This is a genomic window from Vibrio sp. 2132-1, from assembly GCF_033344315.1.
In genome coordinates, this window is the sequence record NZ_JAWPON010000021.1 from 37,008 (window position 1) to 53,825 (window position 16,818).

Consider the following 16,818-nt stretch of genomic DNA (forward strand, 5'->3'; position numbering starts at 1 on the left):
GCCCCTATGTTTCACACTGTTCAACAAAAATTACTGTTGATGCCCAGCGGTAAAAAAAGCTTGTTATCTACTGGATTAAAAACCGCAATCACGCGTGTGTTGAGTGCGCTATTTGCTTTTTTACTGACTCTGATTGTATCGAAGACCAGTGACGCTTCGACGGCCGGTCAATTCTTCTTTTTATTCAACCTAGTCTCGCTACTCGCCATCGTTTCTCAGCTAGGTTTTGATGTCTCGTTAGTTCGTTACAATGCGATCGCTTTTAATAACAAAGAGAAGCTTGAACAAAGCCAAAACTATAAAACCGCACTTTATCGAAGTATGGCATTTTGCTTGCTCGCCATAGGCGTTTTGTTGGCAGCGTTTAATCTGTTTCCAGAACAGCTAAACCAGACTCAATCACCAATGTATGCGATTACTTTATGCTTGCTTTGCATACCTTTCTTGGTGCTTGCGCAAACCAACAGTCGGGTGCTTCAAGCATGTAGAAAAGTTGTATCATCTCTGTTTGCGTTGCAGCTTGGGGTAAGCATGTTGATGGTCATTTTTGTCTTTGCCCTAGACTATATCGGTCAGCAAAATATCAACAATCTAATGACCGCACTGCTTTTAGCGAGCATAGGTGTCGCGGTCATATCTAGTGCCAATTGGCTTGGCTCAGATCAATATCAAACATCGGCTTTCGTACCAAACAAAAAAATGGTCGCTTCTGCCAAGCAAGTCTGGGTTGGCAGTATCTTCACGAATGTTCTTCAATGGGGAAGCCTTGTTATTGCGGGCTTTTTTATCTCAACAGCGGAAATCGGTTTGTTAGCCGCAGCCCAACGCACATCACTACTGATTGGCTTTGTGCTGATTACCATTAACTTTGTGGTCGCCCCGATGTTTGCCTCTCTCTACAAAGAGCGTCAAATGCTCAAACTGCAGAACCTGAGCCGCTTGGCGTGCCGAGCCAATGTTGGTTTAGCGATTGTACCCGTAGTTATTTGCACCCTCTTCCCCGAGTTTGTAATGCAGTTTTTTGGTGAGGAGTTTCTCGCCGCGGCGCCACTATTAGTCGTCCTTTCTCTGGGGCAGTTAGTCAATGTTGCGACTGGTTCAGTAGGGTTTTTATTATTAATGAGCGGTCATGAGAGAACCATGAAATACATTACAATTTCCTCCGGTACGGTGTCTATCTGCCTACTTGTTACGCTTTGCCAAATGTTTGGGGTGATTGGTGCAGCGTGGGCAATGGCAATTGGCATGGCTATCCAGAATTTAGCTGCACTGTACTTTGTAAAACGTTACTTAGGCTTCTTTCCAATAGGTTAATTATGGCTTTAATACTGGCACGCACGAGTTTTGTTTTAGTCCTGATGCTAACCGCTTCACTCTCTTTGTGGAAAAGCTCTGACCTACACCATACTGCTTACCTGCAAATGGAAACCTACTTAGGCGGATCGAGTACGCTTCACTTTACTTTCAGTTTATTGATCGGCTTTTTATCGGTTTTCACGTTCCCTTCTCTGGTGAGCTCGAATAAAACCGACGTTTTTGGGATTCGTCTTTTGCTACTGCTGTTGGCTATCGTTTCAATGGAAGAAATAAGCCAACTTTTTATTCCAAATCGATCATTTAGTTTTGATGATCTCAGCACCAACTGGATAGGCGTTATCTCAGGTTACTTTAGTGCCAAGTTAATTCGCTTCATCCGCACTCGATCGTTCTAGTAATACAGGAATCTCTGGGGGATTTGGGTATATAATTGCGCCAAACATCCAGACTAACGAGTACATCATGCCATCTCATCCAACCAAGATTACTTTTTTTGAATTCTTAACCCCGTTGATCACGTCAGGCAAAAAGACGATAACGATTCGAGATGAATCAGAAAGCCATTACGTTCCCAATACAGAAGTCGAAGTTTTTACCTTAGAAACGGATCGTAAAGTCTGCGATATCAAGATACGTTCTGTAGAACCACTTCACTTTGAAGATATTAATGAGTTTCATGCGGAACAAGAAGCCATCGAACTACCAAAACTCAAGCAGTTAATTCGAGAAATCTACCCAAATACCGACACGCTCTTTGTTATTGAGTATGAGCTGATTAAATAACCCACAACAAACACTAGACGACTGGTCTAATTCATTCTATAGTACACTCCATGAACGCAAAGACGAATGACACACGCCAACATATTCTCGACGTCGGATACGAGTTGATCGTAAACCGAGGGTTCACGAGTGTTGGTCTTTCAGAGCTGTTAAAAAAGGCCGCAGTGCCAAAAGGCTCGTTTTATCATTACTTCAAGTCCAAAGAACAATTTGGTGAAGCGATGATTCAAGACTACTTTACTAAGTATTTTGAGCGTTTAAACGCACGCTTTACCAATACTGAACTGAGTGGCTACCAACGCCTAATGAGCTATTTCGAAGAAATGGTCAAAGTAGAAGACGACGTGTGTAATGCGAACAAATGTTTATTGGTCAAGTTAAGTGCAGAAGTCTCCGATCTCTCTGAGTCAATGCGCTTGGCATTACGCCAAGGAGCAGACAAAACCATTCAAGCGATAGCGGATTGCATAGACATCGGCATTCAAGATGGCTCAATCCCCAATGGTGACAGTGCGTTATTAGCAAGGCAGATATACTACCTTTGGAATGGCGCTAGCTTGCTGAACAAACTTTATCAAGATCAGGCAGCATTGACGCAAAGTCTGACCTATACTCAACACTTACTGCAGAATACGCGCACTTGTCCATAACAGGCGGCGTGGAAGCAGAATGAACACCCTACACACGTTTCACTGTCAGAAAAAGCGTCAGTGTTAACACAGTAAACCTTCCCGCTTTACATAAGCGGGATATTTTGAAATGAATACTAGACGACCGGTCTAATCAACAAGTGAGATAGATATGACTAACGCAACAAATCGCAGAATAGTACTCGCGTCACGTCCCCATGGTGCACCGACACAAGAAAACTTTCGTTTAGAAGAGGTAACGAAACCGACTCCGAAAGAGGGTGAAATGCTATTGAGAACGGTTTATTTATCTCTAGATCCATACATGCGTGGTCGCATGAGTGATGCCGAATCATACGCTGACCCTGTTGCAATTGATGACGTAATGGTCGGTGGTACAGTTTGTCAGGTAGAAGCATCAAACCACCCAGATTACGAAGCAGGTGAATGGGTTCTTGCCTACACTGTTGGCTGGCAAGACTACGCTATCTCAACTGGTGAGATGGTCATTAAACTTGGTAAAGAACCGCAAAATCCTTCTTACGCGCTAGGCGTTGCAGGTATGCCAGGATTTACCGCGTACATGGGTTTACTCGACATTGGTCAGCCAAAACCAGGGGAAACCATCGTGGTAGCAGCTGCTACGGGGCCTGTAGGCGCAACAGTTGGTCAAATTGGTAAAATCAAAGGTTGCCGAGTTGTTGGTATAGCAGGCGGAGACGAAAAATGCCGTTACGCTAAAGAGGTGCTTGGTTTCGATGAGTGTATTGATCACAAAGCTGAAGATTTTGCAGAACAACTGAAAAATGCCTGTGACAAAGGTATTGATGTTTACTTCGAAAACGTAGGTGGCAAAGTATTCGAGGCTGTAATGCCACTTCTGAATACAAATGCGCGTATCCCACTTTGTGGTTTGGTTTCTCAGTACAACGCGACAGAGCTGCCTGAAGGTACCGACCACCTTCCATTACTAATGGGTAAGCTCCTGACCAAACGAATCAAGGTGCAAGGCTTCATCATTTTTGATGATTACGGACATCGTTACGGTGAATTTGCGCAAGATATTAATCAATGGTTGGCAGAAGGAAAGATCCAATACCGCGAACATCTAGTACAAGGACTGGATAATGCGCCAGAAGCATTCATCGGTCTGTTGGAAGGTAAGAATTTCGGCAAACTTGTAGTACAGATTAACGACCCATTATAAAAAGGGATATGTAAATGATTAAACTTCACCACCTCAATCAGTCTCGTTCAAAGCGCATCATTTGGTTACTTGAAGAGCTAGATGTAAATTACGAGATTGTACCCTATGTCCGTGATTCCGTGACCTTCATGGCACCGCCAGAACTAAAAAGTGTTCACCCATTAGGGAAGTCACCTGTTCTTGAAGATAACGGCGAGATTATCATTGAGTCAGGTGCAATGACCGAATATTTGATTGAGAAATACAGTGACGGAGCCTTTGCTCCTGAGCGTGGTACAAAAGCACACACAGAATATTTGCAATGGATGCACTTTGCAGAAAGCTCTGCAATTTTACCTATGCTGCTAAAAATCTTCGTAAGCAAAGAGCCAAATGAAACTCAGTTTTTATCAGGCTATGCCGACAAGGAAGCAATGAATGTACTAGGCTACTTCGAGCAATCTTTAGAAGGCAAAACTTACCTAGTAGAAGAGCGTCTGACTGGCGCAGACATCATGATGTCTTTCATTGTCGAATTGGTTCAAAAGTTTGGTTTAGTTAATCACTTCCCTAATATTGAACGTTATGGGAAACAGCTCGCGACACACCCAGCATTTGCAAAAGCTGAACAACTTGAAGTGAAGTACTCTTAATTACTTCGCCCCTTTGATGACGCGTAAAACTTCATTTAAGGGGCGATATTACTAACATCGTAGACACGCTAACTGGATAGCGCTCCCCCCAGTCAATCGCTTTCGAGAACGTCGATTGTTATGTCAATCAAGCTAATGTAGTAAATTTCTGATTCTAATATAGTTTCGACCATAGTCACCATCTATTGAATTGATAAGCAATATCAGTTTTCTCCCCCAGCTTTTCCGTAATAACCTCCTCTACAGTTTCTAAGGTATTGAACCCTGGAGGGGGAAGAAAAATGACAAACAAGAAATTGACTACAGCAGCAGGTTGCCCTGTCGCACATAACCAAAACGTTATGACTGCAGGTCCTCGTGGCCCTCAACTATTACAAGACGTTTGGTTCCTTGAAAAATTGGCACACTTTGACCGCGAAGTGATCCCAGAGCGTCGTATGCACGCAAAAGGTTCTGGTGCTTACGGTACGTTCACAGTAACGCACGACATCACAAAATACACTCGCGCTAAGATCTTCTCTGACATCGGCAAAAAAACAGAACTATTCGCTCGCTTCACTACCGTAGCTGGTGAGCGCGGTGCAGCAGACGCAGAACGTGACATCCGTGGTTTCGCACTAAAATTCTATACTGAAGAAGGTAACTGGGACTTGGTTGGTAACAACACACCAGTATTCTTCCTACGTGACCCACTAAAATTCCCAGACCTAAACCACGCAGTAAAACGCGACCCTCGCACTAACATGCGTAGCTCTACCAACAACTGGGATTTCTGGACATCACTACCAGAAGCATTCCACCAAGTGACTATCGTAATGAGTGACCGTGGTATCCCCGCTTCTTACCGTCATATGCATGGTTTTGGTAGCCACACATTCAGCTTCATCAACGCAGAAAACGAGCGTTACTGGGTGAAATTCCACTTCAAAACTCAGCAAGGCATCAAAAACCTAACTGACCAAGAAGCAGAAGCAATCGTAGGTAAAGACCGCGAAAGCCATCACCGTGACCTCTACGAAGCGATTGAGCGTCAAGACTTCCCTAAATGGAAGATGTACGTACAGATCATGCCTGAGCTAGAAGCGGATGAAGTCAACTTCAACCCATTCGACCTAACACGTGTATGGTCTCAAAAAGACTACCCACTGATCCCAGTTGGTGAGTTCGAACTGAACCGTAACGCAGAAAACTTCTACGCAGAAGTTGAGCAATCAGCGTTTAACCCAGCAGCAGTTGTACCTGGTATCGGCTTCTCTCCAGATAAAATGCTACAAGGTCGTCTGTTTGCTTACGGCGATGCTCAGCGTTACCGTCTAGGTGTGAACCATCATCAAATCCCAGTGAACGCACCTCGTTGCCCTGTTCACAGCTACCACCGCGATGGCGCAATGCGCGTTGATGGCAACTTTGGTTCAACACTAGGTTACGAACCAAACTACAAACAAGAATGGGCAGAGCAACCAGATTACTCTGAGCCACCTCTACGCATCAACGGCAACGCTGATCACTACGATCATCGTGTAGACGAAGACTACTTCAGCCAAGCGGGTGACCTATTCCGTCTGATGAGCGAAGAGCAACGTCAAACTCTGCTCGATAACACAGCTCGCGCAATGGACGGTGTACCAGAGTTCATCCAACAGCGCCACGTTCAACACGCATACCAAGCGGACGAGGCGTACGGCAAAGGTCTTGAAATTGCACTAGGCTTAAACAAGTAAGCGAACGCTGTAATCATTACACTGTGTGATTTAAAGACGAAAAAAAGGAGGTGCTCTACAGCACCTCCTGATTTCAAATCACTAATCCTTAATCACAAGTCATAAACCATGCTCAAGGAGGTTCATTATGATTAACTTAGATTTCTTTAAGCTCTTTAATACCAAAGAACTGTTTATCTATTACTGATTCATCAACTACTGATTTTTAGCGACCGCTTTGATCAGTACTGATGTATCCATGCGACCTAAACCATCACGTTGAAGGTCTGCGTATTGCTCATCCACTTTCTTAGTCAGTGGAAGTTCTAGACCCACTCGCTCAGCTTCTTGCAGACAGAAACCTAAGTCTTTGCGCATCCAATCAATAGCGAAGCCAAAATCGAACTTGTCTTCAGCCATTGTATTTGCGCGGTTTTCCATCTGCCAAGAACCTGCAGCGCCATGCTTAAGCGTTTCTACAACTTGAGCGATGTCCAAGCCTGATTTTTGTGCCAGCAACAAAGCTTCACTCAGACCTTGTAAAACGCCTCCAATACAGATTTGGTTTACCATCTTACAGCGTTGACCCTGACCGTTTTCACCCAGTAGCGTCATCTGCTTCGCGTACACATCCATCGCCGGAGACACACGGTCAAAAATGCTTTGTTCACCACCACACATGATGGTTAGAACACCATTTTCTGCGCCCGCTTGACCACCAGAAACTGGCGCATCAATGAAGTGATTACCATACTTAGCACACGCTTCAGCCAGCTCAACCGCTAGGTCTGCAGAAGTCGTCGTGTGATCGACTAACACTGCATCTGCTTTCAAACCGACCAGAATGCCTTCTTCACCGTAAACAACGCTACGAACGTCATCATCATTACCCACACAGGTAAAAACGATGTCACAGCCTTCTGCCGCTTCACGTGGTGTTTCACAAGCTACGCCTTGGTATTCTTCAGCCCATTTGTCGGCTTTCGCTTTTGTGCGGTTGTATACTTTGGTTTCAAAGCCCGCTTTACTTAGGTAACCAGCCATTGGGTATCCCATCACACCCAGACCAATAAATGCTACTCGTTGTTTTTCCATTGCACGCTTCCCTTAGTTCACCTGACTGAAATGTTTCGTAACATGCTACTAAAGAATTGAAATCATTACTCGTGATTTCTCTTTCCTCGGTCTCGATGATCCTGCATTGCAGTCCGTTTATTGCGCCTTCTACACCCCTTTACTTGACGATTAGCGTAACAGTCAAAGCACTTACAAAGGTTCACTACTGCTTAGCGTGGAACATCGCTTGCCCACTCTTGTCCTTGTTCGACCAGAAATTGATGTTGAACTGAGCATCATCGCTCATCTCAATGCGGTGCCAGTACTGCGGTGGACTTGTAGCAAACTGGCCTGCATTAATCACCACCACTACTTCTGCTTCTGTGGCATTTTCATCAGCAAAGCCGTAGTAAGTCACTTGCCCTTCCATGACGCACAGTTGTCCAAACACTCCCTCAGCGGTATTGTGATGAGTCAGTAGCGCTGGTGGCACATTGTCTTTAGTGAAGAAAGGTGTTGAACGTTGAACAGTCCAGTCTTTAGGAATTCGTAGATGCGACATAATGATACCCTCTCTCAATTACAATTCTTTTCGTTTAAATCGGTTAAGCCTGACCGGCTTGAGACAACTCTCGAAGTAATGGAAATGCTTGCGTAACTTGTTCTCCCGTCACAACGAAGCCCATGAGTCGGCTATTTTCATCTTCTGCTTTCGCGGCAATGCCAGTTTGAGAAATCTGCACGCTCCAGTTCGTCACCGAACTAAAATCGCCTGCCAATTGAATTGGGTAGCTCGGCGTTTTGACCTTTACCATCATGGGCGGTAGTTTCAACTCTGCTTCTTGCCCCAGTAGTTGTTTGCCCAAAGCATTGGCACTTAGCACGATCGGTTGGAGGTACGGCATCATTCGACCTTGGATCTCAGCACAATCGCCTAATGCGAACACATTGGCTGCTGATGTCTGTAATCGAGCATCCACCTCGATGCCTTTGTTCACGCTCACCCCACAAGCCTTCGCTAACCAAGTGTTAGCACGTAAACCCGCAGCTGAAATCACTACATCGGCTTCGATTTCCTTACCTTTGCTCAAGCTTGCCACCAGCGAATCATCCGAGTGATTGATCGCGACAACTCCAGTCTCTAAGGCAAGTTGAATACCTTGCTGCTTAAGTTGATTCTCCAGCCGCAATGCAACAAATTCAGGAATCAAGTTAGCGAGCAAACGGGGATTTGGCTCAACCACCGTAACGGCTTTACCACTGGTTGCGAGATCCATGGCGATCTCGACGCCGATCAAACCACCACCCATTACTAGAATTCGTTCCGCGCGGCTAATTTGCTCTTCCGCTAATTGATATTCTTGTAGCGAGTTCAGCGTTATCACCTCAGGTGCTGCACCACCAGATATTGGCGGCACAAAGGCTTTCGCGCCTGTCGCAAACACCAGTTTGGAATAAGGATAGGTTTGGCCGTTGGCGACCACTTGCTGAGCTTGCACGTCGACATGCTCAACCTTGGTATGGGCAAACAGTTCGATGTTGTGTTCCTGTGCAAACGCCTCACCACTTTTAACTACCAAGTCTCGGGCAGTTTGCTTGTTACTAAATACATGACTCAAATCGGGCTTGTTGTATTCCGCGCCATCATCAGCAGTAAACACTTGCAGCGGAATATGTGCGTCCATTCGACGCACTGTTTTCACCAATTGGTAAGCCGCAAAGCCGCTACCAATAATCACAATAGGTGCTTGCATATTCCCTCCTAACCGTTGTATTCAACGAAAACGTCTTTACCTAAATGGCATTCTGGGCACAAGAAGTAATCTGGCACTTCCGACCAAGCTGTACCCGGTTCAACACCTTGGTTAGGCTCGCCTTTAGCTGGGTCGTATACCCAATTACAAACCGTACAAACCATGCATTGACAATCTGCGGGATGCGCCTCAGTACTAGGGTTGCTAGGAGCAGCATCTACTACCGCTGGTGTTGTCACTGGCGCAACGGGTTGTGATTGAACTTGTGGTACAGATGCAGTAATCGCAGGAGAAATAACAGGACTTGTCAGGTCATGCTTTGCCCACAATTTTGCGATGTTCTGACCATGTTCGCGACATTCACGCATCGCTTTACCATCTGGTCGCCATTTGGTTTTCAAGCTCACTGCGGTTTCAAAACCTGCGTCAGTCAATCGAGCATGGATACGATCCACCGCGCCACCATTCCAACCGTAACTACCGAATGCTGCGGCCTTCTTCGCTTTAAAGCGCAGACCGGTAATTTCTTCTAGCATGCCTGCGATCTTCGGCATCATGACGTTATTCATGGTTGACGAACCAACCAAGATGCCTTTTGAGCGGAATACATTGGCGAGAATTTCATTCTTATCATGCTTAGAGACATTAAAGACTTTGACCGCCACGCCAGGGTCGACATCGTGAATGCCTTGCGCGATTGCATCGGCCATCATTCGGGTGTTGTTTGACATAGAATCGTAGAAAATCGTAATGCGATCTTCTTGATAATTGTCTGCCCATGCTAAGTATTGCTCGATGATTTGAACTGGATTATCGCGCCATACAATACCGTGTGACGTAGCGATCATGTCGACAGGCAAATTAAAGCTCAGCACTTCTTTGATTTTTGCGGTTACCAAGCTGCTAAATGGCGTTAGGATGTTTGAGTAGTAACGCAAACACTGTTCCATCAACTCATTTTGATCCACTTCATCATTGAATAAGCGTTCATCGCAGTAGTGCTGACCAAATGCGTCGTTACTGAATAAAACTGCATCGCCCGTTAGGTAAGTCATCATACTGTCCGGCCAATGCAGCATCGGCGCTTCCACGAAGACCAATTGCTTACCGTTACCAATATCAATGCTATCGCCCGTTTTTACGGTTTTGAAGTTCCACTCAGGATGGTGATGATGACCCACAATCGAATCAATCGCCGCTTCTGTACAGTAAATTGGCGTGTTCGGAATCTTCTCCATCAATGCCGACAATGCGCCTGAGTGATCTTCTTCTGCATGGTTTACTACGATAAAGTCGATAGACTTAAGGTCGATTTCCATTTCTAAATTTTGGATGAATTGTTGACTGAATCGATGATCGACCGTATCAATCAATACGGTTTTCTCTTCACGAATTAGATAACTGTTGTAGCTGGTACCTTTTGTCATTTTGTATTCTGTACCGTGGAAGTCTTGAACTTCCCAATCGCGTTGACCTACCCAGTGAATGTTGTTTTTTACGTGAATTGTCATAATTACTACCTTGAATGACGGGATAAACAAAAATAATTTCTTCTTGTATTGCACCGGGCGTGCCAACTTTTAATTGCTATATATTTCAACACGTTAATTAAAATCCAACTTTAATAAGTGTCATTTAGACACAGTTGAAAATTGTCATCAAGACACTACAATAGTCATATTGACACAATCGGTATTGGCTATGACTTCTTTAATCGCGCAATGGCTACACATCACGCAAGACCTTAACTCGGCGCTCACTCAACAGGCTCGCTTCGATACGTTATTAACCACGATTCGAGATGTATTGAAGTGTGACTCTTCAGCCCTTCTTTTGTATGAAGACCAGCACTTTAAACCTTTAGCGATCAATGGATTGGCGAAAGAAGTGCTTGGACGCCGTTTCTCCATTGAGCAGCACCCAAGGTTAGAAGCCATTGCCCGAGCAGGCGACATCGTGCGCTTTCCCTCTGACAGCGACTTACCTGATCCATACGACGGCTTGATTCCAAACCACGATGACAAACTGCATGTCCATTCCTGCATTGGTTTACCTCTACTGATCGACGATCAACTGATTGGTGCCATTACGATTGACGCCTTCGATCCCAACCAATTTGATGGGCTACGCAACCAAGAGTTACGTTTTGTCAGCGCGTTGGCAGCAGGTGGCCTACACACTGCACTCCTACTAGAACAACTAGAGACGCAAGCGAGCCTGCCACGTGATTCTTACGCCGAGAAACGCACCTTAAGTAACGAAATCATTGGTAACTCTCAGGGTATGAAGAATCTTCAAGAGCAGATTGATGCCGTCGCCGATACTGAATTGTCTGTGTTGGTCATGGGAGAAACGGGCGTAGGTAAAGAGTTGGTTGCCAGCGCTATTCACCATCGTTCTAGCCGCTCTAGCAATACTTTGGTTTACCTCAACTGTGCGGCGCTGCCGGAGTCAGTCGCGGAAAGCGAGTTGTTCGGCCATATCAAAGGCGCATTCACAGGCGCAATCAGTAATCGTAAGGGTAAGTTCGAACAAGCCGACGGCGGCACACTGTTTTTGGATGAAGTCGGCGAACTGTCGTTAGAGCTGCAAGCCAAGTTACTTCGAGCTCTACAATACGGCGACATTCAACGTGTGGGTGATGACCGTCATATTCGAGTCAACACACGCATTGTCGCCGCCACTAACCGCATATTGCATGAAGAAGTGACTGCTGGTCGCTTCCGAGCCGACTTGTATCATCGTTTAAGTGTCTTCCCGCTTCATGTTCCACCTCTTCGTGAACGTGAAGACGATGTGGTATTACTCGCAGGCTTTTTTGCCGAACGCTTAAGAAGCAAATTGGGATTGAACAGCATTCGTTTGTCCCCCACTTTAGTGCAAGCACTCAAAGACTATTCATGGCCAGGCAACGTGCGAGAGCTTGAGCATGTAATTAAACGTGCCGGTGTTTTGGCAAAAGCACGTACTCACGCCATAGACATTGAGTTGGTTGAGCAAGATTTTGATATTCGAACGCCGAATCAGAACATCAAGAATGTTGAAGAAACGGAGCAAAACTCTCAGCTTGAGCTACCAGAAGGTGGATTAAAGCCTGCCACAGATGCCTTCCAAAAAGCGATGATTGTTCGAGCACTGGAAGAGAATCAAGGCAACTGGGCAGCAACGGCACGTCAGCTTGAATTAGATAACGGTAATTTACACCGCTTAGCAAAACGCCTAGGGATAAAATAGACACTAACGAATATCACCTAATATGGCATATTCATCGCCAAATAATGTGCCTGATGCCCAACCGCGCACTCAGCCCACCATAAGTAGTGGGCTGAGTGCTCAGATAGAATAGCCACCTAAGTTTGACGGTATTTTCTTCTAAATTTTATTGTCTTGAACCACCTCACAGATTTAATAACCCTTAACAATAAACACAATAATAGTTAAGGTATTTTTATGAGCTAGATCTAATAAAATTAAATATATAGTATTTATTTTAAGAATTTAAACTTTCAAAGTTCATCATAATAAATACAACCTCTATATATACACTTTACCTTCAAAAAACATCAAAATATAATCCCTTCGATAAAAAACACTTAAATGAATTTAACTGTATAAAAGTGAGGAGAATAAAATATGGGATATGGGGCGACAGTATATTCATTAGATACTGAAAAGGTTTTTAACGTACTAAAGAATGAGCGTAATCCAGAGCTAGAAAAAGCCATCATGGAAAGGTGTCAAGACTCCTTTAAGGCGATTAATGAAATGCTGGAAAGTAGTGGCGAAAGCATCCGAGCTGAAGAGCTTCTTATGCAAATGTTGTCTGAAGAGATAAAATACAGTCACTTGGGTTACGCCTATGCTTACTTGCTTGAAGCTATATGTAAGATAACTGGTTATTACTTATCCAATAACTCTTGGTATCCTTGCGATGTAAACGATTTCTGCGATATTCCATTCACTAATACCGATTATCCTATAAAATTCCCATTCCCTGACGATTTCCCTGTTGTTTTTATGATAAAAAATCAAGATATTCACCAAGATAACGTTGACTTCGGAGGCTTATCAGAGCAACAAATATCTGAAGTCAAGAGCTGGTACACTCATGCAGTCGTAAACAATCGTGACTTGGTATTATTTTATTATTAATAAATCATTCAATAGTTAAAATAACAATAGGATATTAATAAAACTCTAGCTTATATTAAGATAGAGTTTTATCTATTTAACTGAAATTTTTCTAATTTTAAAAACATTATATTTCACACCTAGTTTATAGACTCTGTGTATAGTGTGTTCAAAGGCAATGTGAACTCATAGGATCAAAATCAAGTTCTAATTTTTAGAAGAAAAACCGATCTGCTTGTGTCAAAATGCGCCATCCCAACCAAAAAGTCTTAATGTAATGAACTACCAAGCTGCTATTTTTGATATGGATGGTTTGCTCCTTGATACTGAGCGCGTCTGTATGCATATTTTCCAAGAAGCATGTGAAGCCCAGAACCTACCCTTCTATAAAGATGTTTATCTTTCAATCATTGGTCGCAATGCAGCGGGCATTGAAGTGATTTTTCGTAAAGCTTATGGAGATGATCTTGACCGCTTACACCAAGAGTGGCGCGACCGTTACGACGCTGTGGTTAAGCACCAAGCGATACCAGTAAAAGAAGGGGTGATTGAGCTGCTTGAGTGGTTGAAAAGCCAAGGGTTGCCAATTGCAGTCGCCACTTCTACAGCAAAAGAAGTGGCACAGAAGAAGTTGGAATTAGCGGGCCTAAGCAAGTATTTCGACAACTTAACGACAGGCTGTGAAGTGTCACACGGCAAACCTGAGCCAGAGATCTACCTGCTTGCAGCAAGTCGTCTAAGCGTAGATCCAACCAAATGTCTCGCCTTTGAAGATTCAAATAATGGCGTGCGTGCTGCTGTAGCAGCGAACATGATCACTTATCAAATTCCTGATTTGGTTGAGCCTTGCAACGAAATAAAACAATTAGGCCATACCGTCGCACCTTCACTGCATGATGTGTTGCACACGTTAAAGCAAACTCGCTAGGTCTACTTGTCGTCTGTTCTCTAGAAGCTCAGCAATTTAGCTGAGCTTCTTTCTTGAAACCTCTCCAATACCGTAAAACCAAACAATTCTGCCACCCGTTTAGAGAGATTATTTTCACCTTAACTCTGGCTAATCACGACTTTTGATTTAACTCACGCAATCGCATGAAATAAGGCATTTGAGTGATCAAATAGCGGAACTGACCAGTACAAGCTTGCAACAAAACGTCAATATACCGATTGAAGCACGTTTTTGGAGTGAAAATTGGCTGATAATGAGAACTATTGGATAAGATCAATCCAAGTCAGCCTAAAATACAAAATGGAGAGTGTTATATGTCTTTACGTTTATTAGCAACAACCTTCGCATTAGTAGGAATGAGCTTTGGTGCCCAAGCCAGTGCCGAGTGTGAAGTGTCATTAGATGCTAACGATATGATGCAGTTTTCTACTAAAACATTGAGCGTACCAGCCACTTGTAAAGAGGTAAAACTAACGCTGAATCACACAGGTAAGATGCCAGCGCAATCGATGGGTCACAACGTGGTCATCTCTGACACAGCCAACCTACAAGCAGTCGGTACTGATGGCATGGCAGCTGGAGCAGAAAATAACTACGTAAAACCAAATGATGATCGCGTCTACGCTCACACAAAAGTAATTGGTGGCGGTGAAAGCACCAGCATTACGTTCAGTACTGAGAAAATGAAAGCCGGCGGTGACTATTCATTCTTCTGTTCGTTCCCGGGTCACTGGGCAATCATGCAGGGTAAATTTGAGCTAAAATAAAAGATTCAGCCAAGCCAAAAGAAGACTCATTATAGGGAAGCCAAGGCTTCCCTTTTTGATAGATAAAATAGCAATTGAGAAAGGTCTAACACGTCTGGAAACGTGACCAAGAAACATAGCAAGTAAGAAACCCTTGCTCCACTGAGATTAAGTTCTTTTACGAAAACTCATGGGTAAAAATCGGATTTTTGTTTTGCCTTTCCGAAACACTACTAAATGATAAAAGTCATTCAATACCATGTAACTCTTTCCAGTTTCCTGGATGAACCACATAGCCGAACAGAGCATGCCCACCATAAACCAATTCAGTCCCTTCCGGTATCCACAGCATCTGACCTGGGTGCACAAAATGTGTTTCACCATTTGCGGTCAGCTCGAAACAGCCTTCAATCACGAAAATAACCTCATCATAAAGCACTGTCCAAGCCACTTTAGCGCCTTCCCATTTAGCAAAGCCTACGCCTATGTTTGGTGAAATTTCTGGGCTTAACGCCCTGGCAACATACGCCATTCCCGGCGTATCACCACGAACATTGAAATCTAGACTTTTACTATCAACAAGTTTGACTGGCTTCATAATTCACTCCGGCTTTGCCATTTTGCTAATTGGATACGCGTTTTTACTCCCAAACCTAAAAAAGGCTCTGGCGGATTCAAACAAGGCATTCCTGTCACTTGCTGTATGTCATCCAATGATTTAGATGTCGCACCAACGACATAGTCAGCTAACAGTGTTCCAGAAATGGTTCCCCACGCAGCACCAACACCATTGTCACAAGCGCTGGCATAAACACCTTCATCTAATTGACCGAAAAAGTTAGTAAAGTTACGAGAGATTGCATACACCCCACCCCATGTGTGAGTAAATGGTACGTCGGCCAGCTCGGGATAACGCGCCAGAAAGACTTGACGATGATCGTCTCGGATTTGCTCTCTGACTTTATCGTTCATGCTTGAGCCATATTTCGGCACGTGTTTGTAAGTATTGCGGATCAAAATACGTCGATCGGCGGTCATACGTAACGTCGTTCCCGCATGATCAGCTGGAGTTAACCCCCAATTCAGCTCACCTCCGTATCGTTGCATTTCTGCGTCGGTTAATGGACGCGTCCAGCTTGCAAACGTCATCACTGGAAGTAGTCTGTTTTTAAGATAACCAAACTCCCGAGTAAAAATGCTGGTCCCAAGCAGCAGTTCAGGGGTTTCAACAGAGCCACTATCTCCATGTAATACCCAGCAACCGTTTTCTTTACTGAGCTTGCGGATTGGCGAGTTCTCTAACACCTCGACGTTCTCTGGAAGGCTTTCCCCTAGCCCACGCACCAAAGCAGCAGGTTGCATTAAATAACCACCTGGCGTGTAAATTGCGCGGCTGTAGTAGTTGGTTCCCAAGACTTTCGCCAGCTCACTGCCATTAACATGGAAGTATGGTTCGCCAAGGTCTTTCATTAGGTGCTCAAAGTGATCGAGATACGCTTCACCGCGCGCCCCTACGGCTCCTTGATATTTGCCCTTTGCTGACCACTGACAAGAAATACTGTGCTTCGACACTAAAGTGTTTAGCTGAGCAATCGCAGAACGGTTGAGCGACAATAACTTTTGTTTGTGCTCAGGGTCGGGATGCTCAAGTGAAAACTTATGAGGCAAATCGATAACAAAGCCCGAATTTCTTCCTGAAGCCCCTTGGCCGATACGTTGCGCATCAATCAGTATAATTCGTGCATTAGGCATAAGTTCAGCTAAACGTCTTGCCATAGCTAGGCCTGCGAAACCGGCACCTAACACGGCATAGTCAGCACTTTGTTTACCTTTTAACGCCGATTTTTCTGGAATACTTGGCAACGCATGGTACCAACCACACGTCACGTCATCATTGGGTAAATGAATCATCTT

Annotated in this window: 17 protein-coding genes; 11 read left to right on the forward strand and 6 right to left on the reverse strand. The window is 44.4% G+C overall.

Features of this window, described 5'->3' with window-relative positions; translation table 11 throughout:
* The first annotated feature begins 6 nt into the window (after nt 1–6).
* The 7 genes from R8N47_RS20115 to R8N47_RS20145 all read left to right on the forward strand — a co-directional run bounded on the left by R8N47_RS20115 (nt 7) and on the right by R8N47_RS20145 (nt 6,289).
* Entirely contained in the window at nt 7–1,314 is a 1,308-nt protein-coding gene (locus R8N47_RS20115) for an oligosaccharide flippase family protein (RefSeq protein ID WP_042521586.1), read from the forward strand.
* Between the two features lie 2 nt (nt 1,315–1,316).
* Entirely contained in the window at nt 1,317–1,712 is a 396-nt protein-coding gene (locus R8N47_RS20120; protein WP_053350073.1) for a VanZ family protein, read from the forward strand.
* Between the two features lie 67 nt (nt 1,713–1,779).
* Entirely contained in the window at nt 1,780–2,100 is a 321-nt protein-coding gene (yqfB, locus tag R8N47_RS20125) for a N(4)-acetylcytidine aminohydrolase (RefSeq protein WP_005385855.1), read from the forward strand.
* Nucleotides 2,101–2,150: 50 nt separating this feature from the next.
* On the forward strand, nt 2,151–2,750 hold the full coding sequence (locus tag R8N47_RS20130) for a TetR/AcrR family transcriptional regulator (RefSeq protein WP_005385858.1): 600 nt from the start codon (nt 2,151–2,153) through the stop codon (nt 2,748–2,750).
* A gap of 151 nt (nt 2,751–2,901) precedes the next feature.
* On the forward strand, nt 2,902–3,936 hold the full coding sequence (locus tag R8N47_RS20135) for an NADP-dependent oxidoreductase (RefSeq protein ID WP_005385860.1): 1,035 nt from the start codon (nt 2,902–2,904) through the stop codon (nt 3,934–3,936).
* A 14-nt stretch (nt 3,937–3,950) separates the two neighbouring features.
* A complete protein-coding gene (locus tag R8N47_RS20140) occupies nt 3,951–4,568 on the forward strand; it encodes a glutathione S-transferase family protein (protein ID WP_005375238.1) in 618 nt (205 codons plus the stop codon).
* Between the two features lie 281 nt (nt 4,569–4,849).
* Nucleotides 4,850–6,289, forward strand: coding sequence for a catalase (locus R8N47_RS20145; protein WP_005385862.1), 1,440 nt, complete (start codon nt 4,850–4,852; stop codon nt 6,287–6,289).
* A gap of 195 nt (nt 6,290–6,484) precedes the next feature.
* On the opposite strand, the gene R8N47_RS20150 is transcribed toward R8N47_RS20145, so the two are convergent.
* The 4 genes from R8N47_RS20150 to norV all read right to left on the reverse strand — a co-directional run bounded on the left by R8N47_RS20150 (nt 6,485) and on the right by norV (nt 10,589).
* Nucleotides 6,485–7,363, reverse strand: a complete 879-nt coding sequence (locus R8N47_RS20150; RefSeq protein ID WP_005375233.1) for an NAD(P)-dependent oxidoreductase — start codon at nt 7,361–7,363, stop codon at nt 6,485–6,487.
* Nucleotides 7,364–7,547: 184 nt separating this feature from the next.
* Complete coding sequence (locus tag R8N47_RS20155) at nt 7,548–7,886, reverse strand: DUF1971 domain-containing protein (RefSeq protein WP_005375231.1); 339 nt, start codon at nt 7,884–7,886, stop codon at nt 7,548–7,550.
* A gap of 43 nt (nt 7,887–7,929) precedes the next feature.
* The gene (norW, locus tag R8N47_RS20160) at nt 7,930–9,078 is read right to left on the reverse strand and encodes an NADH:flavorubredoxin reductase NorW (protein ID WP_064354897.1); all 1,149 of its coding nucleotides are present in this window, start codon (nt 9,076–9,078) and stop codon (nt 7,930–7,932) included.
* 8 nt (nt 9,079–9,086) lie between these two features.
* A complete protein-coding gene (gene norV, locus R8N47_RS20165) occupies nt 9,087–10,589 on the reverse strand; it encodes an anaerobic nitric oxide reductase flavorubredoxin (RefSeq protein WP_064354898.1) in 1,503 nt (500 codons plus the stop codon).
* 190 nt (nt 10,590–10,779) lie between these two features.
* On the opposite strand from norV, the gene norR reads away from it, so the two are divergent.
* The 4 genes from norR to azu all read left to right on the forward strand — a co-directional run bounded on the left by norR (nt 10,780) and on the right by azu (nt 14,925).
* A complete protein-coding gene (norR, locus tag R8N47_RS20170) occupies nt 10,780–12,312 on the forward strand; it encodes a nitric oxide reductase transcriptional regulator NorR (protein ID WP_064354899.1) in 1,533 nt (510 codons plus the stop codon).
* A 399-nt stretch (nt 12,313–12,711) separates the two neighbouring features.
* Entirely contained in the window at nt 12,712–13,230 is a 519-nt protein-coding gene (locus tag R8N47_RS20175; RefSeq protein ID WP_054578641.1) for a hypothetical protein, read from the forward strand.
* Nucleotides 13,231–13,486: 256 nt separating this feature from the next.
* Nucleotides 13,487–14,137, forward strand: a complete 651-nt coding sequence (locus R8N47_RS20180; protein WP_054578640.1) for an HAD family hydrolase — start codon at nt 13,487–13,489, stop codon at nt 14,135–14,137.
* A gap of 335 nt (nt 14,138–14,472) precedes the next feature.
* Nucleotides 14,473–14,925 (forward strand): azurin, encoded by a 453-nt coding sequence (azu, locus tag R8N47_RS20185; RefSeq protein WP_005375211.1) that lies wholly within the window; start codon nt 14,473–14,475, stop codon nt 14,923–14,925.
* Nucleotides 14,926–15,151: 226 nt separating this feature from the next.
* On the opposite strand, the gene R8N47_RS20190 is transcribed toward azu, so the two are convergent.
* The gene (locus R8N47_RS20190) at nt 15,152–15,502 is read right to left on the reverse strand and encodes an ethanolamine utilization protein EutQ (RefSeq protein ID WP_017635301.1); all 351 of its coding nucleotides are present in this window, start codon (nt 15,500–15,502) and stop codon (nt 15,152–15,154) included.
* Nucleotides 15,499–16,815, reverse strand: a complete 1,317-nt coding sequence (locus tag R8N47_RS20195) for an NAD(P)/FAD-dependent oxidoreductase (RefSeq protein ID WP_005385877.1) — start codon at nt 16,813–16,815, stop codon at nt 15,499–15,501. The genes R8N47_RS20190 and R8N47_RS20195 overlap by 4 nt, the downstream gene beginning before the upstream one ends.
* Nucleotides 16,816–16,818: the final 3 nt, after the last annotated feature.